The sequence below is a fragment of the Sphingomonas sp. RIT328 genome, assembly GCF_000632225.1.
Classification (GTDB): Bacteria; Pseudomonadota; Alphaproteobacteria; order Sphingomonadales; family Sphingomonadaceae; genus Sphingomonas; species Sphingomonas kyungheensis.
Genome location: NZ_JFYV01000023.1, coordinates 224,225 through 249,255, shown reverse-complemented (window position 1 = coordinate 249,255; position 25,031 = coordinate 224,225). Strand labels below are relative to the sequence as shown.

The following is a 25,031-nucleotide window of genomic DNA, read 5'->3' as shown; positions in this document are numbered from 1 at the left end:
ATATCATACCGGCATGACCCGCGTGCTCGCCGACATCCCAGCCGATGATCTGCAATGGCTCGATCAGCGCGCCGCCGCGCTCGGCCGGTCGCGCGCGGCGATGCTCCGCGAGGCGGTATCGACGTTCCGGGCGCAGTCCCAGTCGGAGAACGGGGACTGGCTCGATCGCGGGTTCGGATTGTGGAAGGACCGCACCGATATCGGCGATGCCGTCGAATGGCAGCGGCGCGAACGGGCCAGCTGGACGCGACCGTGGGACGATGATTACGAAGCGGTCAAAGCGGAATTCCCCGATCTGTTCGACGCCGAGGACGACCGGCAACGCCAGGTCTATCTGGACATGGTGGCCGGTCGCTATCCCGAGCCGATCTATCCCGATCCGGCATGATCACTGCGACCTTCGATTCGAACATCGTCATCGATGCTCTGGCGGGCTTCATCCCGGCCCGTGAAGAGATTCGGCGTGCCCGCGACGCCGGCGGCGCTTGGGTCAGTCGGATGGTCTGGGTGGAAGTGCTCGCCAAAGGCATGCCGGAGTTGGTGCGGGAGGCGGAGGCGTTCCTGCATGGCTTCAACGTCGATGAGATCGATGCCGATATCGCCCTGCGCGCCGCGGCGTTGCGCCGCGAACGCTTGCGGCTGAAATCGCCGGATGCGATCATCCTTGCCAGCGCAATGCGATATGGTCGCACTCTTGTTACTCGAAATATTCGCGATTTTCCGGCATCCATGCCGGGCATCCGCGTCCCCTACCTGATCTGAAGGCAGTACCGACTATGTGTGGAATCGTTGGAATCGTCGGCACGGAAGACGTCGCGGAGCGCCTGCTCGACGGGCTGCGCAGGCTCGAATATCGCGGTTACGACTCGGCCGGGATCGCCACCGATCATGACGGGGCGATCGAGCGGCGGCGCGCCTCGGGCAAGCTCGTCAACCTGACGCGCGAGCTCGCCGCGCATCCGCTGCCCGGCACCACCGGCATCGCGCACACGCGCTGGGCGACGCACGGCGGCCCGACCACCAACAACGCTCACCCGCATGCGACCGACGAGGTCGCGGTCGTCCACAACGGCATCATCGAGAATTTCAAGCCGCTGCGCGACGAGCTGATCGCGCGCGGCCGCGTCTTCACCAGCGAGACCGATACCGAGGTGGTCGCGCATCTGGTCAGCGAGAAGGTCGAGGCGGGGCTCGATCCGATCGCCGCGGTGCGCGAGGTGCTGCCGCGGCTGCACGGCGCATTCGCGCTCGCCATCCTGTTCCGCAAGCATCCCGAACTGCTGATCGGCGCGCGGCTCGGCTCGCCGCTGGTGGTCGGCCATGGCGAGGGCGAAACCTATCTCGGCTCGGACGCGCTCGCGCTCGCGCCGCTGACGCAGCGGATCGCCTATCTCGACGAGGGCGACTGGGTGGTCTGCACCGCCGAGGGCGCGCAGGTCTATGATCGCGACAACCACCCCGTCGAGCGGCCGATCACCATCTCCGGCGTCACCGGAGAGCTGATCTCGAAGGGCAATCACCGCCACTATATGCTCAAGGAGATCTACGAGCAGCCGATCGTCGTCGCGCAGACGCTGCGCTCCTACCTCCAGCGGATGGAGGAGCGGGTCACGCTGCCGATCCCCGATTTCGACCTCGGCGCGATCAAGCGCGTCACCATCGTCGCCTGCGGCACCAGCTTCTACGCGGGCATGGTCGCCAAATATTGGTTCGAGCAGTTCGCGCGCGTGCCCGTCGATCTCGATGTCGCCTCCGAATTCCGCTACCGTGCGCCGGTCATGGAGCCGGGCGGGCTGATGATCGTCATCAGCCAGTCGGGCGAGACCGCCGATACGCTCGCCGCGCTGCGCCACGCCAAGAGCGAGGGGCAGAAGATCGCCGCGGTGGTCAACGTGCCGACCAGCTCGATGGCGCGCGAGGCGGACCTGCTGCTGCCGACGCATGCCGGGCCGGAGATCGGCGTCGCCTCGACCAAGGCGTTCACCTGCCAGCTCGCGGTGCTCGCCGCGCTGGCCGCCAACCTCGCGCAGGTGAAGGGGCAGCTCAAGCCGGGCGAGGAGAAGCAGATCGTCCGCCACCTCGGCGAGGCGCCGGCATCGCTCAACGCCGCGCTCGCCTATGACGAATCGATCCAGGAGATGGCCGGGGTCATCGCCTCGGCGCGCGACGTCCTCTACCTGGGGCGCGGCACCGATTATCCGCTAGCACTGGAGGGCGCGCTCAAGCTCAAGGAGATCAGCTACATCCACGCCGAAGGCTATGCCGCGGGCGAGATGAAGCACGGGCCGATCGCGCTGATCGACGAGAATGTCCCCGTCATCGTCATCGCGCCGTCGGGGCCGCTGTTCGAGAAGACCGTCAGCAACATGCAAGAGGTGCAGGCGCGCGGCGGCAAGGTCGTGCTGATCAGCGACTATGACGGCATCCAGGCGGCGGGCGAGAATTGCGTCGCGACGATCACCATGCCCAAGGTGCATCCGCTGATCGCGCCGCTCGTCTATGCGGTCCCGGTGCAGCTGCTGGCCTATCACGTCGCGGTCGCCAAGGGCACGGATGTCGATCAGCCGCGCAACCTCGCCAAGTCCGTCACGGTGGAGTGAGACGCGGATCCCCGCACGTCTGGTGTGGACATTGAATAAAGATTGTCCAAAAAAATATAGTTTGTCCAATTCCAGAGTTTGTCCGTTTTACGACGGGCAAACTCTGGAATATAGCTTGTCCATTCCGCCCAATTTATCGAAATGCTTGTCATTCTCTTGAAAATGACACCGGAATAAAGATTGTCCATTTTCGCCCGCCGCCGTGCAAAATGATGAAATGGTCAGGAATAAAGATTGTCCATTTCCGCGCATCGTCGCCGAGATCGGCGAAAAGGTCGGTAATAAAGATTGTCCGTTTCCAACGGTCACCGCTCGAGGGGTCAGGAATAGAGCTTGGTGTTTGCGGATGGGCTGACGGTCTTGTCCTCGAAAAACCATCCTGACATCGGCAGGAGACTCCAGCTCCTCCGCGTCACGCCGCGCGGCGGATCGGCCTCCGGAGATCGCGCAATTCGTCCTCGATCATCCCGAGGTGACGGCACCTGAGCCCGGCCGCGCGCATGACCTGCCAAGCGGGAGCGCCATCCCCCAGCAACCGGCAGAAATATCTCGCTCGACGTCGTTGAAAGTCGTCCAGCCCTTCGGCCACGTCCACGACCGTCGATGCGCAACTCGGAAGCTTGCCCCGGCGCTTTGCGATCCAACCGACCGAGGCCACCCGACGCTCGAGCTCGGCAAGCGTGACGCGGCGCGGCGGCAGTTCGGCAGCGATCAACCGCGCCGCGCCTCTCAGCTTTGCCGCCACATCGATGTCCATCGATTGCCAATCGACCCGGGCCTTTCGAACGCTTCGAACCTTCGGCTTTGGCATGTGGCCGTCGTCGGGCAGCTCAGCCCGGATGGACGGAGCGATCGCACGTCCTGACGACCGGGTGGTCCATGGTATGGCGAGCCCCAACGAAAGCGCATGACGGATCATGGTCTTCGGGTCCATGCCGACCCGCCTTGCCGTCTCGCGCAACGGCGCGCCCGGGCGGACGAGGCGATGCAATGCTTTATCCAGCAGCGGGCCCGCAGATCTCAGCCGCGGTGGTAGCAGAACGCCCTCCGGGCTAATTCCACGAGTGTAGGAATGGCCGCAGTCACAGGCGAAAACGCCGACCACGGCGTCGCGGTTTCGATAGCGATCCATCTCGCGGATGCGGTGGTCGCCGTTGTGTTCGGAAAGAGGGTTCAAGCACGGCCAAGGGCCGCGGCCGAACGGATCGGTCACCGGCGCGGCGACATCGAGGAAGGATTCCATCATCACATGGAGCAGCGGGTGTATCGCCCTTCGATGCGTACGGACGAGCTCCTCCTGCCATCCTCCCGCACCAAGCTGGCGGCAGGCTTGCGGCAGATAGGCCGCTGACGCGCCGAAGTGATCCGACAATGCGTCGGCGAGGCGCCGCTGATCGACCTTGTGGCGCGAGCGCATCAACCCCGCCTCGGCAAGCCGCCGCCGATACAGCGGCATCCAATCCGTGGCGGATCGAGGCTGACGCGGTTCGCAACAAAGCGCGGCCTGCCGTTTAGCGATGTCGAGCAGCACAGGCAGTGCCGATGGACGAATCCTCGCAACAGGAGGGACAGGGCAGGATTCATCGGTGGCGCGCATGAACTGGTTTCGCCTGAGCTGACGCGGAAATACTCGGCTAGATCGTAGCACTTCGCCATGCACATGGCAGACGACCGATCCCGGCAGCTGGTGGGCGCGCAGCCATAGCCGCTCCCCGAGCCGGTCCATTTCATCGACGTGGCACGCAGGGCAAAACCGAAGAACCTTGGGCGCGTCGACCCGGAAGGCCGTCAAGCCCAGCCAGTGATGCACGCGTGTGGCATCCCCGCGACGCATAACGTCAATCGCACGCCGTCGAACGTCCGAAGACTGGAAAGCCAGATAGTAGGGGAGGAGGGTATGCCCCTCGATCAGGCAGTCCACCGGCAAGCCCAGGGCAGCCGCCACTTCCGGCAGATGCCCGGGAAGGTCGGGCGCCGCCACCGTCATTCTCGTACCAAAGACATCCACGCCAGCCGCCGCATTCGACGGCTGGCCCAGATGATGACGCCTGCGGGCCATTATTCCGTAAACAAGCTCATCTGCGTGGATATCGGGGCGGTACACAGTCACGCCGACAACACGTCGTCCAATGTGCTGATCATGCCGGCGGCTGACATTTTCGCGTGAACGTCCCCGGCAGCCGCGCGACCGACGTCCTGAATGCTACCTGCAGGCGGAGCTTTCACGGCTCGCTTCACGGGGGGCTTCCTGGTCGGTTTGGGTTCCGTTTCGAGGAGCACGTTGATGGTGTCAGCCATGCCGAAAAGATCGTCGGCCGCGTTGCGCCGAATCGCCTCCGCGATCACGCGATCCACGACCTCGGGTGCATGACCCCGTGTCAGAAGACCGGCTTTTAATCCCATCCACGGAGCCTCGGCGGATTCGCGGCGAGCCTCGGCGACGCGTTCGCGCAGCGCACGCAACTGCCTGAATTCGTCCATGGCCATATTGGTGTCACCGGCCAACAGCCGGTTTATGTGAGCGTGGAAATCCTCAAGATCCGGATAGGCGGCGAGAACATCGTCGCGGCCGTCCCGCATGGCCTGTATCATGGGTGCGATTACCTTGAATTCTTCCTTGGCTATCGCCCGGATGAGTTCCGGCGTGATGATTTCGGGAAGATCGCGAACCTCATTGTTCAGGATGGCTCGAAACTGGGTCAGCAGGAACAGCTTCATGGCGACGTCAATTACGCCCTGACATTCGTCGAACATCGCCTCGCTGAGATCGGGCGTGAGCGGAGTTTCGACCTTGGTCCATTGGTAGCCCCAGACCTGTGCCAGCCAGTCTTCCCACTCTTCGCCGCGCCTCAAACGCGGCCAGTTCAGCTGACCGAGCCCCATCGCCCGGCGAGCGTTCCGGAAGGATCCCTCGATTACCGGGCGTGCCTCATTGGTGCCGATCAGCATCACGGGGATGCCGAGCCGGTTCACCAGCGTGACGAGGAAGTTCATGACCGGCTTCACGCCGTCCCGCGACAGAAGGAGGTGCTGCACCTCATCGATGACGAGGAGCCCGATCGCGTGAAGATTTGCGAGGTGCTGCGCGTGCAGCATCAATCGTTCGGTGGTCACCTTCGACTTGACGAAGGTGTTAACGTAGTTCGTCCCCAGCACCTCGTCGACCGCAGTGATCAGGTCGATACACAGCGCGCGACGTCCACCGGTGGAGGGTGCCTCCACCTTCAGATACGGCAACTGCACCACCTCGTACGATAGTCCTTCCGGCCTTGCGATGCGCGGGAGTGATGCAAGTATCCGGCCGACCGTTCGCGTCTTGCCCATGCCCGGATCGCCAAGCAGAGCAAAGCCGACTGCCGCACTGCCATGCTCGACGGCAATCAGCGATGTCGCCTCGTCGATGGGCAGACCCTCGGCGAACCGTTCAATCGCCGACGCGCTCGCCAGGAACTGTCGCTTGTGCAGCCCCTTTGCCGGATCTCGCGCCTTGTAACCCTGCCGGACGATCATATGGACGCGTTCGACGGCGTCTACCTGTCGCTCCAGCGGCGCCATGATGTCGAAGAGCCGCAGCACTGCATGACGCCGCAGATGATGCGGTAATTCGCGTTCAGCCGGGTCGAAGTCGGGCTTCGCCTCGAGAATCTCGTACTGCCGGGCAAAATCCGGCGGCGGGCCGAGGACCTTGGTGAAGGGATTGTTCTCGTATTCTGGCAACCAGGCCGCGTCCTTCATGACCTAATCCTTCCTGCCGCTCGCAATCGTTCACGCACGCTCGGGCGGGAATTGCCCGATGACGAGCCGTTCACCTGCCCGAGGGGTGTCGGGTCTGTGCCGCCAGTAGTCGGCGGGTCGGGACGGAGCAGCGATCTGAAGTCTGCCACTTCTCCCAAAATTTCGGTCGCTTGCTCGTCGCTGCGATCCTGACGGATGTTGCTGACTTTCTGAGCGGCAGACCGCAGGTCCGGCTTGAGCGCCGCTTTGCGGCGAGCTTCCTCCACCTCTCGCTCGTTGGCAGCATCGGTCGCGGCCTTCTCGAGGGTCTGCTCGTCACGCCGTTCCTGCGCGATGCGCTTGTCCTCCTTCAGGCTCGCGTCGGTCTCCCAGCCGTTCATGCCCTTTTGGTGGCGGCTGCCAGGCGTCAGCACGGCAACGTGGAAGCCCTTCGGATCCTTGGGATCGTGGACGTAGATCTCATCACTGTCTCGTTTGTCGTAGCTGATGGTCACCGAGAACCGGGCCTCACCGGCCTTTTCAAACCACTTGTTCACTACGGCGTGGTGGCAGGTGTAGTGGCGGCCGTGAAAGTATATGCCTTCCCGTCTCACCGACGTTTTCATTGTCGGCATCAGAGAAAACGCAAACACGTCTTCGCGTGGCGTGCGTGGCAATCCACCGACGTTCGCGACGCCCCAATTCCATATCTCCCTCGGAACGGACGGTACGCGGTCCTCGGTCATGCCGGGATGCCGCGGATATTTCGTCAACTCGTGCGCATTGTTGTAATGAAGGACATTACGGATGATGATCCGGGTGAGCTCATCGATGTCCAGCACGGCATCGAGGCGGTAGTCCTTGCCCCCGCGCACCCTGAAATCGGTCTCGACATAGCCGTCGACGTAGGCCTTGAACGATTGCTGCAGGATGCGAAAACGGGATTCGACGATCCCCTTCCAGTCGGCCCGAAAAGCCGCGGCGTTCTCCACGGTCATGTTGAAGCGCTGGAGCACGTGATCGATGTTCGCGGACTCGATCTCGCCGCGATCGCCCTCCAGGATCCCGCATATGTGGTTGCAGGGCCATTCTTCGGGTGTGATCGTGATACCGTAGCGTTCGCAGAACTTCACCTTGTCCCCGACAGCATTGGCGAGTGCCATCATCGCCGATGCCCATGAGGGGTGTTCAAGCGTCACCGATATGCCAACGATCATGCGCGAGAAGACATCGATGACGACGTAGAGGGTCGGTCGACCGACCACTCGCTTCTTGCTTTTGCGCGAACGGATGTAGACGTCGAGGACGGTTGCATCGATCTGGTATCGGGCGGCTGGTCCCCACGCCTCCTGCGTTGAGTTCGACAGCAGTGCGCGCTTCTTCATCTCGTACTGACGACCGCCGATGCGCCGACGCAGCGCGTCGAGAACATCCACCTCCTTGCGCACATGATAGGCGAATTGCTCGTACCGCGGGAGCCCACGTTCCTGGTACTCGCCCACCGCGATCAGCCGGCTTTTCCCGCCAGTGATCTCGCCGACATCCTCTGCGAAGAACATGCGCATGCACAGATGATACGTGTCGAGCAGCGTCATCTTGCGATTGCGACTGCCGATGTCCGAGGCGATCATGAAGAGGCGCCGGATGCTCTCGGTGACGTTGACGCCTGGCTTTGCGTCGCCCGACGGCTTTCGTCCGCGCTTTACGCCTTCCTCCGTTGCCAGCCTCGGTTTGCCCGGATTGCCGACATGATGCCAATCAGGCAGGAGTGCGTCTCGGTGAATGCCCCGATCGAACAGACGCTGCAGATCGCGGCGCATCGTCCTTAACGGAATTCCGAACGTTTCCGACGCTTCTTTCAGAAGCATGCACCTGTCACGCTTCAAGAACAGCCTCGGTAGACTATCCTCGATGAGAGACTGGAGTGCGCTCCAATGATGGTCACGGTGGTTTCTGTGCTCCTCGGGAAGGTATGCCGGATCACGGAACAAGGGCATTTCGCCAGGGCGCGGAGTCCAGAGACCGGAGGCGACCAACTCGGTCACCTCCGGCAGGTCGTAAAGCCGGGGCCATTCGTTCGGCGTCCCTGCATCCTTCAACGCGAACAAGCCACGAGCCGCATCGGCCCAGACCACCTTCAACAGGATCGGTGGATCTCCCGCGACTTCGACGAGATCGTACTGTAGCAGCATGCGCCTACTCCGATCCCAACGAGAGCTGGTCCGTCGAAGCCTGCAGGTCCAGTCGATCATCCGACAGCTTGGTCGGCAACCCGAGCGCAAGCAGGCGCTTCAGCGTCGAGATGCCGGTACCGGGTACCCACTCATGATCGGTCTCGACGCTCTTCAGCAGACCGAGCAGCGGCGTAGACGGCGCTTCTGCGATCGCTAGCAGGAGGGCATGCCCCCGCGCGTCCCACACTTCGGCTGGCGTCGTGAGATCCTTCACCGAATGCCATTCGGCGACTTCCTGCCGATTGAGCCGTGCGGCATTGTCCACCTCGACCTTGGTGATCAAATGCCAGGGTATGCCGCGGGCAGTCCAGTACAGGCGCTCGATGTCGAGCTTCTCCCGGACGCGGCGCCTTTCGAGATCGTTCTCGGTTTTGACCGCGATCGCCTTCTGCCGACCCCCCTTCAGATCGACGAGGAAGTCGGTCGTCATCACGATATCGACGCCGTCCGCACGGGGGTGAGGTACGCCTAGGCGCTCTGCGATCATGATGGTCTGAGTTCGTGCGAGCGGATACTGCTCGCGGATGTCCAGCACGTCGCGCGACGCATCAAGCGCCAGGAACACGTCTTCCTCGCCATCGGACATCAAGTGTATGACCCGTCCCGACTTTTGACCGAGCCTGCGCTTGGCCCTTCCCATCGAGGAAAAGTCGTGGATCTTGACCCAGGGCAGATAGTCCGGGCCGCAACCCATGCCTCTGCCCATCTTCTTCAATTTTGCGATGCGCTTCTCGGTCAGCCGAGTACGGTTCTTGGCCATGTTTCTTCCTGAGGACGCACGGATCCCGCCCGCAGGGCGGCAGCCTTGCAGAATCGAGCCCGTCATGAGCGAGGCGGCCATCGCCAGTGACGATGGCCCGATTGTCGGCGATCAGGAAAGAGCAGGCCGCGTGAATGGCGGTTGACGGCGAATCGTCAGCCTGTCACACAGTTATCTGGCTGGTTTCCTCCGAGATCGTCACTGGTTTTCCGGTTACGTCATCGGTGATCCTTTCTTGGTTGAGCCTTTCGGCCGGTCGAGAGGGACGCGGGTCTCACTCCACGCCATCTTCGGGGTCGTCCGTTCCAGCGGACGACCCCATTCGATTCCAAATCCATTTCGTGCCTACGTGCCTGACCAAGCCGCGGGCTTCCATCTTGCTCAGCACGGGCGAGACGCTCGTTCTCACCAGATGCCGGTCGAAGCGTACGGCGATCAGATCGATCATCTCGCGCACGCCCAAGGCCTTCTCGGCTTCGCCGAGAACGTCGATCAGCATCTCCCTGATCGAAGTGCGACGCCGATCGCTTTCGGCGTTTTCCGTCGGGGCGGATGCATCGCCGAAGTAGCCGAGGATCTCCCGATTGGCGGCAATCACCGTCAGCAATTCCACGCGCCGCTGATCGATCGAGCGCAATTCTTCTTCAGCCGCCGCGATGCGCGCTCGTACCGTCTGCTCCTTCACCAGGATCACCCGGCCGGCATTTTGCGAATCATCTCGGCTCATTGAACGACCCTGACCCATCAGTGGATGATGAGTCAACCTTTTGACTACTTGACTTCGAAGTTAACGGCGTAAAATTCCTTTCCTGCCCCCTGTGAACCGCGTGCGCGTTGGCTGAACGAGGGTGGTATGGTAGTCGTTCCGTCGTATTGACTACATTTTGAGGATGGATCCCGTACGTGTTGACCATCGCGGGAGGGGGAGATGGACGCGCCCGCCTCGACGGCGATCTGACTGGGCGGGGAGCGGATCAAATGCCGCGAACGACTGCGAGAGGTTCAACGAAGGTACTATGGCGGGGTTCGCAGTCTGGACGACAAACTACGGTCAGGCATTATACAAATTCCCAATGAATGGTTCGTGGTCTTGCTCCTGTGTCGGTCGAGGGTAGATCGGACGGCTGGCTGGTATTGCGGATAGGAAAAATTGTGTTGGGCGATAGCACGACTACTGCTGACGACCGCCCTCTTCATTACGATCATGGCCCGCTTTTGCGCAAAGCGCCGGGCGCCATAAAATTGCAATGCTGCGTTGAGCGATGGGCATGACGCGGCGGTTGTCGTCGACAAGCCTTCGCAGGAAGGCCCGCATCGTTGCTAAAATGCCTGCCTTAATGCTGCCGCTTACGCTGTTGCCCTCAGCCTGTGGGACGATCGACCGCGGGCCCGAACGCGCCCGCATGATCGCGTCGATCCTGGCGGCGGCGCAGGACGTGCCGGCGCTGCGGGACGACCCGGTGTTCGTCGCCGCCATCGCCGCCGAGGCGCGGATGCCGCGCGAGGCGTTCGTGCCGCGACGGGCGCGGCGCGGCGCCTATATCGGTGCGCCGTTGTTGATCGGCTGGAACCAGACTATCTCGGATCCCTACGTCATGGCGATCATGACCGCGGCGACCCGGATCACAGCGGGATCGCGGGTGCTCGAGATCGGAACAGGCTCCGGCTATCAGGCGGCGCTGCTGGCGGAACTCGGCGCGAAGGTCTGGACGATCGAGATCGTCCCGCAACTCGCCACCCGCGCGTCCGCCGTCCTGCGCCGCCGCGGCTATCGCGACATCACGGTGCGGCACGGCGACGGGTTTGCCGGCTGGGCCGATCGGGCGCCGTTCGACGCGGTGATCGTGACCGCGGGATCGGCGGCGGTGCCGCAGCCGCTGCTCGATCAGTTGCGCATCGGCGGGCGGCTGGTGATGCCGATCGGGCCATCGACCGCGACCGAGCATCTGGAAGTCTATACCAAGGCCGCCGATGGCCATTTCGATCGCTGCTCGCTGGGCTGGGCGATGTTCGTGCCGCTGACCGGCCGCGGTTTCACGCCCGATCGACCGGGGCTGAGCCGCCGCACGTCAACCTGGTGCTTCGGAGCGCCGGTCACATGAGGATGCCGGCGGCGGGCGTTCGTATCGAGGGCGTAGGGTGAGGGTTGCATGCTGAAGCGGATGAACGAACTGGGGAGCCGGATCGCCGGACGGACCGCCGATCTGGCCGGTGCGCCGCTCGCGATCATCGGGGTCGCGTTGTTCTGCGCCGGCTGGTTCCTGCGCGCCGGCGCGGCGGGCGAGAACACGCTGACGCTGATCCTGTCGGTGGCGTCGATCACGCTGACGCAGATGGTCCTTAACGGGCAGCGGCGCAGCGAGCAGGCGTTGCACCTCAAGATGGACGAGCTGGTCTATGCGATGCAGGGCGCGCGCAACGCGGTGGCGGGCATCGAGACCAAGTCGGCGGAGGAACTGGAGGCGCTGCGCCGAAACGGCGAGGCGGCCGAAGAGGAGCTGGCGGAGCGCGGCGACACCGGGTGATGCGATACGCGTCGGTCGATTACAAAATCCCAATGCGATCAACTGCCACGAAACGGCAAGCAAAGTGTCATGGAGCGGACCTAACCCGAGCCCTGCCGACAAGGGTGGGGAAATCCAAAGATGACCGATGTGACGACGATGCGCGCCCTGCGCATCGGCGCGAGTGCCGTGGCGCTCGCCTTTTCGCTGGCGAGCGCCGGCGTCGCGAAGGATGCGCCCCGCGCCGCTCCTGCCGCTCCTGCCGCTCCTGCCGCTCCTGCCGCTCCTGCCGCTCTTGCCGCTCCCGCCGATCCGCAGACGCAGCCGGCCGGGATCGCCGAGGGCGCCGACATCGTCATCACGGGAACCACGGCGAACCGGATCGCGCCCGTCACCGCCTCGCTGCAGACGACGCAGCCGCAATCGGTGATCTCGCGCAGCTTCATCGAGGATTCGCTGCCGGCTACCGCGGATTTCAACCAGATCGCGGCGATCTCGCCCAGCGTGTCGATCACCGGCAACGCCAACGGCGCCGGCCTGTCGGAATCGAAGGCGCAGATCCGCGGGTTCCAGGACGGCGAATACAACGTCACCTACGATGGCGTGCCGTTCGGCGACACCAACGATCCGACGCACCATTCCAACACCTTCTTCCCGTCGAACACGATCGAGACGCTGATCGTCGATCGCGGTCCGGGCAACGCCAGCCAGCTCGGCCAGGCGACGTTCGGCGGCAACATGAACCTGTTCAGCCGCGCGACGCGCGCGCAGCCCGGCATCGAGCTGAAGGGCAGCTACGGCACCTGGAACACCTATCTGCTGCGCGGGCTGGCGCAGTCGGGCGCGATCGACGCGCTGGGCGGGACCGAGATCGTGGTGAGCGGGCAGCACGTCCGCTCGGACGGCGCCCGCAGCTACAGCCCGTTCACGTCGAACAACCTGTTCGGCAAGGCGGTGATCCCGGTTGGGCCGCACGCCAGGCTGACGGTGCTGGCGACCTATAACGAAAACAGCTTCAACCAGCCGGACAACGACGGCGCGACGCTGAGCCAGGTCGCGCAGTACGGGAAATACTTCAGCTTGAACAACGATCCGACGTCGCAGACCTATTACAAGTACAATCGCACGCACAAGACGACGGATTTCGAACTGGTCAAGTTCGAGGCGGACATCGCGCCGGGATCGACATTCGAAAATCGCGCCTACACCTACAGCTACGACAACGAGACGCTGAGCGGCAACGACGTCACCCTGTTCGCGACCGCCACCGCCGCGCAGATCGCGGCGGCGAACGTCGTCACCGTCGCGCCCGCGACGGCGACGACCAAGGCGGTGACCGCCTATGGTGTGCCCGGCTATACCAAGACCAACAAATACCGGATGTTCGGCGATATCGCCAAGACGCGCCTCGACGTCGGGTTCGCCGCACTGACGGTCGGCGCGTGGATCGAATGGTCCAACACCTATCGCCAGCAGCGCGACGTCAACCTGCTCGACGGGACGCCGAACTATGTCGAAAAGGCGGTGACCAATCCGGTGGGCGGCGCGGCGACACCGCAGAACATCAAGTTCGACCAGAACAGTCACACCAACCATACCGAGGAATTCGCCGAGCTGGAATTGCGGCCGCTGCCCGGCCTGACGATCACGCCCGGTTACAAGCACGTCGATTTCAACCGCCGGATCGATGCCGCCTACAACCAGACGACGCGCTATGCGCAGCGTCTCAGCAACACCTATACCGCCGATCTGCCGTTCGCGACAATCAACTATGCGGTGACGCCCCAGGTATCGGTCTATGCGCAATATGCGCGCGGCTTCCTCGCCCCGCCACTCAGCGTGCTCTACGTCGCCAACCCGCGGCTATCGACGGTCGCGCCGGAGCGATCGACCAATTACCAGGCGGGTGCGGTCTACCACGGCGCCAACCTCAGCCTCGACGCCGATGTCTACAGGATCGGCTTCACCAACAAGTTCACGTCCGTCGTCTCGACGGTGCCGGGCGAGGGCACGGTGTTCCTCAACCAGGGCGCGGTCCAGTACAAGGGTGTCGAGGGGCAGGTGACCTATGCGCTGCCGCACGGTATCGCGGTGTTCGCCAACGGTTCGCGCAATTATGCCAAGACCGACAATGCCGGCGCGATCCGGCAACAGGTCGCCAAGGCGCCCGAATGGACTGCGGCCGGCGGCGTGCTGGTGAAATCGGGGCCGGTCCGCTTCTCGCTGATCGACAAATGGGTCGGTAGGCAATTCTTCGTCGCGCCGGCGGGGTCCACCGCGGTCGGCAACGCCTATGACAATCCGATCTATCAGAGCCGCGGCTACAATGTCGCGATCCTGTCGGCGCGCTACGACGTCGGGCCGGTCCGGATCGGCGCCGAGATCAACAACCTGTTCGATTCGCAGCGGATCACCAACATCAGCACCGGCAAGACCGCGCCGTTCGACCAGTATTTCTACCAGACCGGCCGCGCGGTGACCGGCGATATCACGGTCACGTTCTGATGGTGTTTCTCGCGCTCGCGCTCGCGCTCGCGATGGCGGCGTCGGGGCCGAAGGTGGCGCCGCTGCCGATCGACCTCGACCCCGCGCGCGTCCTGCCGCCACCGCCGCGCGCGGATGGCGTACAGGCCAAAGCGGAACTGGCCGAGCTGCATGCGGCGGAAGCCGCGCGCTCGCCGGCGGACGAAGCTGTGGCGCGGCGGGACGGCGACACGAAGAACGCGTCGATCTTCGCGGGCGTCCTCGGCCCGCGCTTCGACCTCGACCGGCTGCCCGAGACCGGATTGCTGATGGCGATGACGCGGGCGACCGAAAAGGCGACGATCGACCGCGGCAAGTCCGCGTTCCACCGGCTGCGGCCATATGCGGTCGATCCCACGCTGCACAGTTGCAAGCGCAACGAGGATCTGTATTCGAGCTATCCGAGCGGGCACACCGCGATGGCCTATGCGATGGGCGAGGTGCTGGCGCGTCTGGTCCCGACCCGTGCCGCCGCCATCCTCGACCGCGCCGCCGGCTATGCGCAGACCCGCATCGTCTGCGGCCAGCATTGGCGCAGCGACGTCAGCGCGGGCGCAGTGCTGGGGGCGCTCGTCGCCGAACGGCTGATGGCGCTGCCCGCCTTCGCGCGCCAGTTCTCCAAGGCGCGCACCGAGCTGGCCGCGGCCGGGATCCGCTAGGGCGCCGGCAGCACGAGGACGGCGCGCAAACCGGGGCGATTGTCCTCGATCGTCAGTCGCCCCCGATGCAAAGCCGCGATCGCGGCGACCAGGTTGAGGCCCAGGCCATTGCCGGGACGGCTGCGGCTTTCCTCCAGCCGGACGAAGCGGCGGACGATCCGCGCGCGATCCGCCTCGGCCACGCCGGGGCCGTCGTCCGCGACGCTCAGCCGGATCGTCCCGTCCTGCCGCGTCAGGGCGAGGGTGATGGCGGTGCCGGCGGGCGTGTGCACCTGCGCATTGTCGAGCAGGTTGATGAGCGCCTGCGCGAGCAGTTCGCGGTCGCCGCGCACCGGCGCGCCGGCGGTCGCGCGGCAGGTGAGCGTGCGCCCGCCGTCGGCCACCGCCGGGGCATAGGTTTCGCACAGGTCGCCGGCCAGTTCGCCGACGTCCAGCATCTCCATGCTGCGGCCGATGCCGCCGCCCTCGACCTCCGATATGCGCAGGATCGCCGCGAACAGCGCGAGGATGTCGTCGCTCTGGCGCAGCGCCGCCTTCAGCGTCGCGCGATCGGACGGCCCGTCCAACGCCGCCTCCAGCGAGCCACGCAGCCGCGACAGGGGCGTGCGGAGGTCGTGGGCGAGGTCGCTCGACACCTGTTGCAGATTGTCGAGCAGTTGCGCGATCCGGTCGAGCATCACGTTGACCGAGGTCGCGACGATGTCGAATTCGTCGCCGCGCCGGCCGATCGGGATCCGCTGCGACAGGTCGCCGGCGACGATCGCCTGCGCGGTGTCGCCGATCGTCGCGAGCTTCAGCCGCAGGTAGCGGCCGAGGACCAGCGCGCCGACGGTGCCCAGCATCAGGACGATGACGAAGGCGCCGGCGAACAGCAGCAGGATGACCGCATCCAGCCGTTCGAGCGATTCGGGATCGACCGCGACGACCAGCGTCGCGCCACCGATCGGCCGTGCTAGCGCGCGTCCCGCATCCTCGCCCTCGGCGGGATCGACGAACCGAATGTCGGACCAGCCCGGCGCGGGGCGCATCGTATCCAGCGCACCGGCGACACGCCGCCCGGCCGCGTCGAACAGCGCATAATGATAGGCGTTGGCCGCGCCCGAGCGGCGGGTGTCAATCGCCGCGCGCACGCCGTCGAGTCCGCCGGCCCGATAGGTCCGGGCGAGATCCGTCATCTCCTCGGCGATGCCGGCATCCAGCTGGTGACGGAATGCCGCGTCCGCAGCCAGATAGACCGACGCGCCGAGCACCGCGATCGCCAGCGCGAAGGCGGCGGAATAGGTGAAGGCGATGCGATAGGCGGCGCTCCGCCAGAGGGTGGTCATGCGGACGTCATGCGATAGCCGACGCCGCGCAGCGTCTCGATCGGGTCGTGATCGAACCCGTCGTTGAGCTTCGTGCGCATGCGGCTGAGATGGCTCTCGACGATGTTCGTCTGCGGGTCGAAATGAAAGTTCCAGACGCTTTCCAGGAACATCGTCCGCGTCACCACCTGCCCGGCGTGGCGCATCAGCTGTTCGAGGATCGCGAATTCGCGCGGTTGCAGGCGGATATCGCGATCGCCCCGGCGCACCTCGCGCCGGAGCAGGTCGAGCGTGACGTCGCCGACGACGAACCGCGTCGGCCCGTCCGTCATCGCTGGCCGGCGGTAGAGCGCGTCGAGCCGCGCGGCGAGTTCAGCGAAGGCGAACGGCTTGACCAGATAGTCGTCGGCGCCCGCCTCGAGCCCGGCGACGCGGTCGGCGATGCTGCCCAGCGCCGTCAGCAGCAGGACGGGCGTCCTGACGCCCGCGGCGCGCAGGCTGCGCAGGACCTGGATGCCGTCCAGCCCGGGCAGCATGCGGTCGAGGATCACGACGTCGAACGGATCGTCCGACGCGGCCCGCAGGGCGCCGGGGCCATCAGCGACGCGCACCACGGCATGGCCGCGTTCCAGCAGGCCGTGCTCGACCAGCCGGGCGGTGGGATCGTCGTCTTCCGCAATCAGGATGTGCATCGTCGGTCCTATCCCGTCGTCACGATCGGTAGCCGCTTCTGATTGGCCTGTTTCGGCGGCCGGCGCACGTGCCTTTGCGGGCAGCCGGGCGAGGTTGGGGTTATACAATTTTTGCGAGGTGCGCCTCTGCGATAGGGGCTGGGCTCCGAACTGAGCGATGCACCGCCACGGATCGGCGCGATTATGAGGACCCCCCGCGTGAGACGATCGATCGCTCTCCTGCTCGCGACGATGCTGGCCGGATGCGCGCACTATTCCGCCTTGCCGCTGGCGACGACGGCGCCGCTGGCCACAACGGTTGCGGCGCTCGACGGACCGGCCTCGTCTACGCCCCTGACGGTCGACCAGGTTGTCACGCTGGCGCTGACAAACAATCCGGATCTTCGCGCGGCACGCCTGAAGCGGGGCGTTGCCGAGGGCCAGGCGACGCAAGCCTCGATCCTCGCCAATCCGTCCCTGTCGGGCGCTTTCCTGCCTCTGCTTTCGGGGGCGGGCACTGTCCCGGCCTGGAATCTGGGACTGGCACAGGACATCAAGAGCCTCGTCACCTATCGCGCGCGACGCCGCGCTGCCACTGCCAGCACCCGGCAGGTCGCGGCCGATATCGTCTGGCAGGAATGGCAGATCGCCGGACAGGCGCGTCAGCTTGCCACCGACATTATCATCGGTACGCGCAGCCGCCCGACCTATGTCACGGCCTACGATCTCCTGTCCGACCGCAACGGCAAGCTCGAGCGCGCCCTCGCTGCCAGAACCGTGACGCTCGTCACCGTCGCCCCGGACCGCGTCGCGCTTCAGGCGGCGCGCACGTCGCTCAATACGCTCGACCAGACTTTGCTATCCCAGCGGCACCAGCTGAACGCACTGCTGGGCTTGACGCCCGATGCGGTCGTGCCGCTTGCGACCGCGCCCGACCTCCCGCCGTTCGACCCCGCCGCGATCCGCGCAGGGCTTGCGACGCTGCCTGATCGCCGGCCCGACTTGCTCGCACTGCGCCTCGGCTATGCAGCCGCCGACGAGCAATTGCGCGTCGCGATCCTGTCGCAGTTTCCTGACCTGATCCTTGGAGATTCCGCGTCGAGCGATAGTTCGAAGGTCATTAACGGCGGGCCGAACGTGCAGGTCGGCTTGCCCATCTTCGATCGCAACCAAGGCAATGTCGCAGTCGCGCGGGCGACGCGGGCACAGCTGCAAGCCGATTATGCCGCGCGGCTGGCGGCCGCTACCGGTACGGTCGGCGCGCTGCTGCGGGAATATGAGCAGCTCGCGGCGCAACTGGCGATCGCGCGCCGCGATTTGCCTGCCGCCCGCATCGCCGCGTCCCGGGCACAGGCGGCGTTCGGCGCCTCCAATATCGACGAGCGGGGCTATGTCGACCTCGTCTCCAACCGCTTCGCCAAGGAAGAGGAGATCATGACCCTGGAACTCGCGCTGTTCGATCGTCAGATCGCCATACAGACGCTGGTCGGCGCGGACCTGCCGACGATCGACTTGTCCGCCGAACAAGCGGGGAGCGGTCGGTGATGCCGCCTCATCCGAGAATATCTGCTGCTCTGCTTCTGTTCTTGGTCACGGCTTGCAGCGGAACGTCCACCACGCCGGATGCGAAGGGCACGCCGACGCCCAGCGTTCTCGTCAGCATCGTCGCTCCCCGGCAGGGTGCGCTACCGGCGATCGTCACGGCTTATGGCTCCGTGGCGACTTCCGAGATCGGCACCCGGACCTTTAATGAAGCGCCGCCGGGCCAGGTGACACGGCTGTTCGTCGCTCCGGGCAGCGCCGTGAAGGCCGGACAGGCACTCGCTACGTTCGTCACCGCACCGACTTCGCGCAGCGCCTACGAACAAGCAGTGAGCGCTCTCGCCGCGGCTCAGAAGGCGCGCGCCAGCACGGCGCAGCTGCTCGCGCAGCAACTCGCGACAACCGATCAACTGGTGCAGGCCGACAAGGCAGTGTCCGACGCTCGGACCTCGCTTGCTGCGCTTCGCGCCGAGGGGGCTGGCACCCCTGTCCATACCGTCGTGGCACCGTTTGCGGGCGTCGTCACCGCCGTCGCGGTTGCCCAAGGTGATCGCACCGCAGCGGGCGCGACCATCCTGACGGTTGCGCGATCGGGCGGGATCGTCGTCACGGTCGGGATAGACCCGTCGCAGCGTGGCGCCGTCGCTGTCGGGCAAGCGGCATCACTGAAGCGCATGTCGGGTGGCGGTACGATCGAGGGACGCGTCGTGCGGGTCGACGACGCGTTGAATGCCGTGACCAAGATGGTCGATGTCGACCTGTCCTTCCCTGCGGGCGCATTCCTTTCTGGTGAGCCGATGCAGGTCGACATTCGCACTGGCGCGGTCGACGGATGGGTCGTGCCGCACGCGGCCGTCGTAACCGCCAGTGGCAACCCGAGGATATTTCAGGTGCAGAACGGCAAAGCCAAGGCGGTGCCGGTCACCATCAGACTGTCGTCGGACGCGGGCGACGTCGTCGATGGCACACTGTCTCCACGACTACCGCTGATCGTCGCCGGTGCTTATCAGGTCACCGACGGCGATGCCGTCCGGAGCCGTTGATGCTGGAGCGGCTCCTGCGCACCCAGTCGCGCGCCTTCGTCCTTGTCGGCTTGGCGCTGGCGCTCGCGGGGATCGTCGCGGCGTTGTCGTTGCCGATCGGGCTCTTCCCTCAGGTGTCGTTTCCGCGGGTCGTCGTCGATCTCGATTCCGGGAGCCGCCCCGCAGATCAGACCGCGCTGACCGTCACCCGTCCAGTCGAGGAGGCGATCCGCGCCATCCCTGGCGTCAACAACGTCCGTTCCGAGACGGCGCGCGGGACGGCGCAGATTTCGATCGACTTCGGTTGGGGGCGCGACATGATCGCGAGCACGCTGCTCGTCGATACCGCGGTCGGCCGGATCCTGCCGTCGTTGCCTGCCGGCACGCAGTACAATGTCCGCCGGATGGACCCGACCGTCTTTCCGATCATCTCCTACGCCCTGGTATCCGACACGGCGGATCCAGCCCAGCTCCAGGACTTCGGACGACTTCAGATTACCCCGCTGCTGTCCTCGATCACCGGCCTTGCGAAAGTCGGTGTGCAGGGTGGTGACACCGCAGAGGTCGAGGTGCTCGCGGACCCGCAACGGCTCGCGAGCTACGGCCTGGCGATGGCGGATCTTGCGACCGCCATCCGTAGCGGCAACGTGTTGAGTGCGGTGGGCCAGGTCCAGGATCGTGGTCGCCTGTCGCTGGTGATTGCCGATCGCAGTGTTGCCACCCCCGCGCAGGTCGGCGACATCGTCGTCAAGGCGGCGCCGGCCGGGGTCGTGCGGGTGCGGGACGTCGCGACGGTGCAGAACGGTGCCGTGCCCGTCTGGCAGCGGATCGTCGAGGACGGGAAACCCGCGGTACTGTTCAACATCTACGAACAGCCCGACGGCAACGCGGTGCAGATCGCAAGGCAAGTGCAGGCAAAGCTGGTAGGCGTGAAGCTGCCGTCCGGGGTAAAGCTGGTCAACTGGTACGACCAGAGTGAGCTGGTGACCCAATCGGTCGCAAGCGTTCGTGACGCGGTGCTGATCGGCCTCGTGCTGGCCGCGCTGGTGCTCCTCCTGTTCCTGCGCAGCTGGCGCGTCACGCTCGTCGCCATCATCGTCGTGCCGGCAACGCTGGCGACCACGGTGCTGGTGCTGAGCATCCTCGGCATGAGCTTCAACATCATGACCCTGGGCGGGATCGCCGCAGCGGTCGGGCTGCTGATCGACGACGTCATCGTGATGGTCGAGCATATCGCCCGCCGCGCCGGCGAGGTGAAGCCGGACGGGGACGTCGCCGGGAACGCTGCGGTCATCCCGGCCGCGCGCGAGTTCATGGCACCGCTGACCGGATCTAGCCTCGCGACGCTGATCGTGTTCGTGCCGCTGTCATTCCTGACCGGTGTGACCGGTGCCTTTTCCAAAGCGCTGTCAGTGACGATGGCGGCGGCACTTGCCATCTCCTGGGCGATGACCGCCTTCGTCGTGCCGGTCCTCGTGCGGTGGCTGGTGGACTTTCGCACATGGAAGGATCCCGGCGTCGCCGGTGAGGGGCGGCTTGCCGTGGTCCACGACAAGGGCCTTGATCGCCTGTCGGCCCGGCCGTGGCTGCTCCTTGTTATCCTCGTGCCGCTCTTGGCGATCGGTTATATCGGCTATTCCAAGGTGCCGACCGGCTTCATGCCGAAGGTCGACGAAGGTGGCTTCGTCATGGACTATTACACCTCGCCCGGCACGTCGCTGGACGAGAGCGGGCGTCAGGTCGGTCAGATCGACCGTCTGCTTGCCGCCAATCCGGAGGTGCTGACCTTTTCGCGGCGGCTCGGCACCGGCCTCGGCGGTGATCTCGGCCAGAGCTATCACGGCGACTATTTCGTGCGACTGAAACCGGACCACAGCCGCCCGACCGAGGAAGTGGCCGCCGACGTCGCCGACGAGATCGGGGTGAAGGTGCCAGGCGTCCAGGTCGAGGTCGCGCAACTTATCGAGGATCTGATCGGCGATCTCACCGCCGTCCCGCAGCCGATCGAGGTCAAGCTCTATTCGTCCGACCCCACCGTGCTCGACGCCCAGGCGAAGAAGGTCGCTGCCCTGATCGAGAAGATCGATGGCGTCGTCGAGGTGAAGGACGGGGTTCAGCTGGCAGGTGACGCGCTCGATGTCCGCGTCGACCCGGTCCGCGCCGGCGTGGAAGGGATCGCGCCCGCCGACGTCGAGACACAGCTGTCGACCGCCCTGAGCGGCACCGTCGCCACAACCCTTGCCCGACCCGACAAGGCCATCGACGTGCGCGTCCGGCTCCCGCAGGCGATGACGATCAGCCAAGCCGGGCTTGCCCAACTGCCCATCCGTGCCACCGATGGCCATGTATTCCCGCTGTCGCGCGTCGCGTCTATCGAGGCGGTCATCGGACAACCGCAGATCGCCCGCGAGAATCTGGAACCGATGGTGGCCGTGACCGGTCGGATCCAGGGACGCGGGATCGGCGCTGCCGTCGGCGACGTGACGAAGGCCCTCGACCAGCCAGGCGTACTGGCACCCGGTATCCGCTACGAGCTGGGCGGTCTCTATCAGCAGCAGCAGATCGCCTTCGCAGGCCTCATCAAGGTATTCGGCGCAGCGCTCGTCGCCGAGCTGGTGTTGCTCCTTGTGCTTTATCGGCGGTTCTGGTTCCCCGTCATCATCATCGGCTGTTCGCTCCTGTCGACCACGGCCGTGTTCACCGCCCTGTGGCTCGCCGGCGTCGACCTCAACATCACGGCGCTGATGGGCATGACGATGATCATCGGCATCGGCACTGAGATGGCGATCTTCTACGTCTCGGAATTCGAGGAACTCTGCCACACCATGCCGCCCGTCGTCGCGACGCGGGAGGCAAGCCGCAACCGCCTCCGTCCGATTACAATGACGACGCTGGCGGCGATCCTGACGCTCCTGCCGCTCGCCCTCGCGATCGGCCAAGGTTCAGGCATCCAGCAGCCGCTGGCGATCGCGATCATCGCCGGCCTGTTGCTGCAATATCCGCTCGTCCTCCTGGCAATGCCGATCCTCGTTCGGCTGACCCTACCGCATTCCGACCGTGATCCTGCCATTTCAGCACAAGGAACTGAACAATGAAGAGGGTACTGACGACGGCCACTTTGGCGCTGACCTCCTTCGCTGCGGCAGGGGCTGTCCCGCCGGCGCCAGCATATCGTGTCACTGCTACGATTTCCGGTCCGGATGGCGGGGGATGGGATTATGCCCGCGTCGATCCGGTCGACCACCGCCTCTATATCGCCCGGTCGACCTCGGTCACCGTCATCGACACCCGAGGTGAGCGAGCAGTCGGATCGATCGGCACCATCGCGCATGGTCATGCGGTCGTACCGTTGCCCGGCGGGCGCCTCATGGCGACGAGCGGCGACGATGCCTCGGTCCGCTTTCTTTCAACCTCCGATGGTCGCGAACTGGGCCGTGTCGCGGTGGGCGAAAAACCGGACGCTGCGATCGTCTCGGCTGACGGCAAGACTGGCTTCGTGATGAATGCCAAGGCCGGCTCGGTATCGATCATCGACACGGCTGCGATGCGGACCTCGCGCACGGTGCAGCTCAAGCCCGGCCTCGAATATGCAGCGCTGACGCCGGACGGCACCCTGTTCGTCAACAACGAGGACGAAAACGAGATGGAGGTCGTCGACGTGCGGCGTGGCACGGCCGCTGCGCCGATCGCCTTGCCAGGGTGCACTGAGCCTTCTGGCCTTGCCTATGACGTGAAGGCGGATCGCCTCATTTCCGCGTGTGCCAACGGCAAGGCAGCCATCGTCACGGGCTCCAACCACAAACTTTCGCAGCTGGTCGACATAGGCGCAGGCCCAGATGCCGTTATTCTGGATCCGCAGCGTCGCTTGGCGTTCATTCCCTGCGGCAAGGACGGAGTGCTGGACGTACTGTCTCTCGAGGGCGCCGTCGTGAAGCGCGTGGGCCGTATCAAGACTGCGGTGGGTGCACGGACGGGTGCGCTCGATTCAGACAGCGGTGCCATCTACTTGCCGACCGCGTCGTTTGGCCCGCCAGCCAAACCTGGTGCCCGCCCGGTCGCATTGCCTGGCACGTTCAAGGTATTGGTCGTTAAGCCGGCGTGACCGAGCCTTGTGGGATGACCCGGGCTGCTGTGCCCGCACAGATTCTCGCCAGGGCCGCACTGCTTGCGCTTGGAGGAGGGCTTCTACTCGGCGTTTCGGCACTGTTCGCGACGGGCCGCGTAACGGGCTTCGATCCAGCCATTTTATTATGGACGCGCAACCAAACCGGCGATCATGGTTGGCTGATCACCATTGCGGGTGTCGTGACGGTGATGGGGAACAATGTCACCCTGTGGATCGCGACCGCGGTCGCGATCGCAGTGTGCGCGGTAAGGCGACGCTGGCTGTGGTGCGCCTACCTCGCATGCACGACCGCAGGCGGGGCTGTCATCATCAGTGCGATTAAGGCGGCGGTGGCCCGGCCCAGGCCGACAATAGTCTCGCATCTCGTGGATGTTCACACTCCAAGTTTTCCAAGCGGGCACGCCATGGACTCCGCCTTCGTCTATGGCTCGATAGCTGTCGTCATTGTGGCAGGTGCTGGTGGCGGACGTCGATGGAATCCGGCGGTCGTCGCTGCCATGCTTTTGGTGTTTGCTATCGGTGCGTCGCGGATCGTCCTTGGCGTCCACTGGCCAACGGATGTCGCAGCTGGCTGGGCAGTTGGCTTGTGCTGGACGGCCACCGTTACACAGGTTTTTGGTCGACGGATTGGCGGAGAGTCACGAACCTTCGGCAAGCAGACGCTGCGCCTGAGCGAACCCAAATGAGCTGGCTGGCACGATTCTTTGGAAGTCGGGGCGAACATGGTGGGCGCGTTCAGCCGGAGCGAGCCGGCAGACACGTCCAGCAAGATGAAAGCTGCCGCAGCCAACGGTGCATGGTGCCTGCGCCTTCTCGAAGCCAAACCGTATCGACTGATCAGACTGGATCAAACCTCACTGCGCAAGCGTGCCGTCACTTGGTGCGACGTGGCAGCGGCCCGGATGGCGCACGTCGGCGATCATTCACGCCGACGCGCTACCTCGCCGTTGGCAAAGCTGGCGATCGCCGGGGCTATGTCACCGCTATCCGGGCCTTTGCTCTCAGCGGGAAGCTAGGTGATCGCCTCACGATGATCGGCTATGGTCGACACCGTCGCCGGCTCGAGCATTGGGCAAGGGCCCTGGGCGTCGACGCAATCGTCTCGTTCTCGTCAGTCGATCTGCCCCCCTACCTTGACGTGAGCTTGTTCGATGCCGTGATCCTTGTCTCGTACGAGCCTGAGCTTCTATCCTCACTTGTGCGAAGCGCTGCGGGACTTGATCTCGCGGTCGTATTTCCCGGCGACCACGCTGACGTGCGCGCCATCAATTCGCAGACGCAAACGTCGTACTGTGCAACGCCGTACGACAGTCTGTCCTACGCTGTTGCACTGTCGCAGATATCGGCGGTGTGATGCTATCACATCCCATTC

Annotated in this window: 20 protein-coding genes; 13 read left to right on the top strand and 7 right to left on the bottom strand. The window is 64.9% G+C overall.

All coding sequences use genetic code 11. The features are described from left to right. The first annotated feature begins 13 nt into the window (after window positions 1-13). From BW41_RS12080 to glmS, 3 genes are read left to right on the top strand one after another with little or no spacing between them, the layout of a single operon-like run. Window positions 14-388 carry a ribbon-helix-helix protein, CopG family gene (locus BW41_RS12080; protein ID WP_037534698.1) on the top strand — a complete coding sequence of 125 codons (375 nt, stop codon included), beginning with the start codon at window positions 14-16 and terminating at the stop codon, window positions 386-388. Then, a complete protein-coding gene (locus BW41_RS12075) occupies window positions 385-762 on the top strand; it encodes a PIN domain-containing protein (protein WP_037534696.1) in 378 nt (125 codons plus the stop codon). The genes BW41_RS12080 and BW41_RS12075 overlap by 4 nt, the downstream gene beginning before the upstream one ends. A gap of 14 nt (window positions 763-776) precedes the next feature. After that, window positions 777-2,600, top strand: a complete 1,824-nt coding sequence (glmS, locus tag BW41_RS12070) for a glutamine--fructose-6-phosphate transaminase (isomerizing) (protein WP_037534695.1) — start codon at window positions 777-779, stop codon at window positions 2,598-2,600. 412 nt (window positions 2,601-3,012) lie between these two features. Here the strand turns inward: glmS and BW41_RS20565 are convergent, their stop codons facing one another. The 5 genes from BW41_RS20565 to BW41_RS12045 all read right to left on the bottom strand — a co-directional run bounded on the left by BW41_RS20565 (window position 3,013) and on the right by BW41_RS12045 (window position 10,035). After that, window positions 3,013-4,704 (bottom strand): TnsD family Tn7-like transposition protein, encoded by a 1,692-nt coding sequence (locus BW41_RS20565; RefSeq protein WP_081793065.1) that lies wholly within the window; start codon window positions 4,702-4,704, stop codon window positions 3,013-3,015. Between the two features lie 2 nt (window positions 4,705-4,706). Next, window positions 4,707-6,335 carry an ATP-binding protein gene (locus BW41_RS12060; RefSeq protein ID WP_037534692.1) on the bottom strand — a complete coding sequence of 543 codons (1,629 nt, stop codon included), beginning with the start codon at window positions 6,333-6,335 and terminating at the stop codon, window positions 4,707-4,709. Next, on the bottom strand, window positions 6,332-8,506 hold the full coding sequence (locus tag BW41_RS12055; RefSeq protein ID WP_037534691.1) for a Mu transposase C-terminal domain-containing protein: 2,175 nt from the start codon (window positions 8,504-8,506) through the stop codon (window positions 6,332-6,334). Before BW41_RS12055 ends, BW41_RS12060 begins: the two co-directional genes overlap by 4 nt. Window positions 8,507-8,510: 4 nt before the next feature. Then, window positions 8,511-9,308 carry a TnsA endonuclease N-terminal domain-containing protein gene (locus BW41_RS12050; protein WP_051583459.1) on the bottom strand — a complete coding sequence of 266 codons (798 nt, stop codon included), beginning with the start codon at window positions 9,306-9,308 and terminating at the stop codon, window positions 8,511-8,513. 274 nt (window positions 9,309-9,582) lie between these two features. Further along, window positions 9,583-10,035, bottom strand: a complete 453-nt coding sequence (locus BW41_RS12045; protein WP_152542285.1) for a hypothetical protein — start codon at window positions 10,033-10,035, stop codon at window positions 9,583-9,585. Window positions 10,036-10,711: 676 nt separating this feature from the next. On the opposite strand from BW41_RS12045, the gene BW41_RS12040 reads away from it, so the two are divergent. From BW41_RS12040 to BW41_RS21820, 4 genes are all read left to right on the top strand, one after another. Next, window positions 10,712-11,410, top strand: a complete 699-nt coding sequence (locus tag BW41_RS12040) for a protein-L-isoaspartate(D-aspartate) O-methyltransferase (protein ID WP_161773131.1) — start codon at window positions 10,712-10,714, stop codon at window positions 11,408-11,410. 48 nt (window positions 11,411-11,458) lie between these two features. Then, window positions 11,459-11,833 (top strand): low affinity iron permease family protein, encoded by a 375-nt coding sequence (locus tag BW41_RS12035; protein ID WP_037534687.1) that lies wholly within the window; start codon window positions 11,459-11,461, stop codon window positions 11,831-11,833. Window positions 11,834-11,953: 120 nt separating this feature from the next. After that, window positions 11,954-14,317, top strand: a complete 2,364-nt coding sequence (locus BW41_RS12030) for a TonB-dependent receptor (RefSeq protein ID WP_037534684.1) — start codon at window positions 11,954-11,956, stop codon at window positions 14,315-14,317. After that, window positions 14,317-14,994: a phosphatase PAP2 family protein gene (locus tag BW41_RS21820; RefSeq protein ID WP_235199745.1), complete on the top strand. Its 678-nt coding sequence runs from the start codon at window positions 14,317-14,319 to the stop codon at window positions 14,992-14,994. The genes BW41_RS12030 and BW41_RS21820 overlap by 1 nt, the downstream gene beginning before the upstream one ends. Here BW41_RS21820 and BW41_RS12020 read toward each other — a convergent pair. Next, window positions 14,991-16,319 carry a sensor histidine kinase gene (locus tag BW41_RS12020; protein ID WP_037534683.1) on the bottom strand — a complete coding sequence of 443 codons (1,329 nt, stop codon included), beginning with the start codon at window positions 16,317-16,319 and terminating at the stop codon, window positions 14,991-14,993. The two genes, BW41_RS21820 and BW41_RS12020, sit on opposite strands and share 4 nt — an antisense overlap. Further along, complete coding sequence (locus BW41_RS12015; protein WP_037534682.1) at window positions 16,316-16,990, bottom strand: response regulator transcription factor; 675 nt, start codon at window positions 16,988-16,990, stop codon at window positions 16,316-16,318. The genes BW41_RS12020 and BW41_RS12015 overlap by 4 nt, the downstream gene beginning before the upstream one ends. 231 nt (window positions 16,991-17,221) lie before the next feature. On the opposite strand from BW41_RS12015, the gene BW41_RS12010 reads away from it, so the two are divergent. The 6 genes from BW41_RS12010 (at window position 17,222) to BW41_RS11990 (ending at window position 25,013) form a co-directional block, all read left to right on the top strand. Then, a complete protein-coding gene (locus tag BW41_RS12010; RefSeq protein ID WP_037534680.1) occupies window positions 17,222-18,514 on the top strand; it encodes a TolC family protein in 1,293 nt (430 codons plus the stop codon). Beyond that, window positions 18,514-19,554: an efflux RND transporter periplasmic adaptor subunit gene (locus BW41_RS12005; protein WP_037534784.1), complete on the top strand. Its 1,041-nt coding sequence runs from the start codon at window positions 18,514-18,516 to the stop codon at window positions 19,552-19,554. The genes BW41_RS12010 and BW41_RS12005 overlap by 1 nt, the downstream gene beginning before the upstream one ends. Continuing rightward, window positions 19,554-22,628 carry an efflux RND transporter permease subunit gene (locus BW41_RS12000; RefSeq protein WP_037534679.1) on the top strand — a complete coding sequence of 1,025 codons (3,075 nt, stop codon included), beginning with the start codon at window positions 19,554-19,556 and terminating at the stop codon, window positions 22,626-22,628. The genes BW41_RS12005 and BW41_RS12000 overlap by 1 nt, the downstream gene beginning before the upstream one ends. Further along, window positions 22,625-23,635 carry a YncE family protein gene (locus tag BW41_RS11995; protein WP_037534677.1) on the top strand — a complete coding sequence of 337 codons (1,011 nt, stop codon included), beginning with the start codon at window positions 22,625-22,627 and terminating at the stop codon, window positions 23,633-23,635. The genes BW41_RS12000 and BW41_RS11995 overlap by 4 nt, the downstream gene beginning before the upstream one ends. A 14-nt stretch (window positions 23,636-23,649) precedes the next feature. Then, on the top strand, window positions 23,650-24,345 hold the full coding sequence (locus tag BW41_RS20560; protein WP_081793061.1) for a phosphatase PAP2 family protein: 696 nt from the start codon (window positions 23,650-23,652) through the stop codon (window positions 24,343-24,345). 344 nt (window positions 24,346-24,689) lie between these two features. Continuing rightward, window positions 24,690-25,013 (top strand): hypothetical protein, encoded by a 324-nt coding sequence (locus tag BW41_RS11990; protein WP_037534676.1) that lies wholly within the window; start codon window positions 24,690-24,692, stop codon window positions 25,011-25,013. The last annotated feature ends 18 nt before the right edge of the window (window positions 25,014-25,031 follow it).

Coding starts and splice junctions, on each gene's coding strand:
- BW41_RS12080 (WP_037534698.1), top strand. CDS start 14: ATGACCCGCGTGCTCGCCGACATCCCAGCCGATGATCTGCAATGGCTC.
- BW41_RS12075 (WP_037534696.1), top strand. CDS start 385: ATGATCACTGCGACCTTCGATTCGAACATCGTCATCGATGCTCTGGCG.
- glmS (WP_037534695.1), top strand. CDS start 777: ATGTGTGGAATCGTTGGAATCGTCGGCACGGAAGACGTCGCGGAGCGC.
- BW41_RS12060 (WP_037534692.1), bottom strand. CDS start 6,335: ATGAAGGACGCGGCCTGGTTGCCAGAATACGAGAACAATCCCTTCACC.
- BW41_RS12055 (WP_037534691.1), bottom strand. CDS start 8,506: ATGCTGCTACAGTACGATCTCGTCGAAGTCGCGGGAGATCCACCGATC.
- BW41_RS12050 (WP_051583459.1), bottom strand. CDS start 9,308: ATGGCCAAGAACCGTACTCGGCTGACCGAGAAGCGCATCGCAAAATTG.
- BW41_RS12045 (WP_152542285.1), bottom strand. CDS start 10,035: ATGAGCCGAGATGATTCGCAAAATGCCGGCCGGGTGATCCTGGTGAAG.
- BW41_RS12040 (WP_161773131.1), top strand. CDS start 10,712: ATGATCGCGTCGATCCTGGCGGCGGCGCAGGACGTGCCGGCGCTGCGG.
- BW41_RS12035 (WP_037534687.1), top strand. CDS start 11,459: ATGCTGAAGCGGATGAACGAACTGGGGAGCCGGATCGCCGGACGGACC.
- BW41_RS12030 (WP_037534684.1), top strand. CDS start 11,954: ATGACCGATGTGACGACGATGCGCGCCCTGCGCATCGGCGCGAGTGCC.
- BW41_RS21820 (WP_235199745.1), top strand. CDS start 14,317: ATGGTGTTTCTCGCGCTCGCGCTCGCGCTCGCGATGGCGGCGTCGGGG.
- BW41_RS12020 (WP_037534683.1), bottom strand. CDS start 16,319: ATGACCACCCTCTGGCGGAGCGCCGCCTATCGCATCGCCTTCACCTAT.
- BW41_RS12015 (WP_037534682.1), bottom strand. CDS start 16,990: ATGCACATCCTGATTGCGGAAGACGACGATCCCACCGCCCGGCTGGTC.
- BW41_RS12010 (WP_037534680.1), top strand. CDS start 17,222: ATGCTGGCCGGATGCGCGCACTATTCCGCCTTGCCGCTGGCGACGACG.
- BW41_RS12005 (WP_037534784.1), top strand. CDS start 18,514: ATGCCGCCTCATCCGAGAATATCTGCTGCTCTGCTTCTGTTCTTGGTC.
- BW41_RS12000 (WP_037534679.1), top strand. CDS start 19,554: ATGCTGGAGCGGCTCCTGCGCACCCAGTCGCGCGCCTTCGTCCTTGTC.
- BW41_RS11995 (WP_037534677.1), top strand. CDS start 22,625: ATGAAGAGGGTACTGACGACGGCCACTTTGGCGCTGACCTCCTTCGCT.
- BW41_RS20560 (WP_081793061.1), top strand. CDS start 23,650: ATGACCCGGGCTGCTGTGCCCGCACAGATTCTCGCCAGGGCCGCACTG.
- BW41_RS11990 (WP_037534676.1), top strand. CDS start 24,690: ATGATCGGCTATGGTCGACACCGTCGCCGGCTCGAGCATTGGGCAAGG.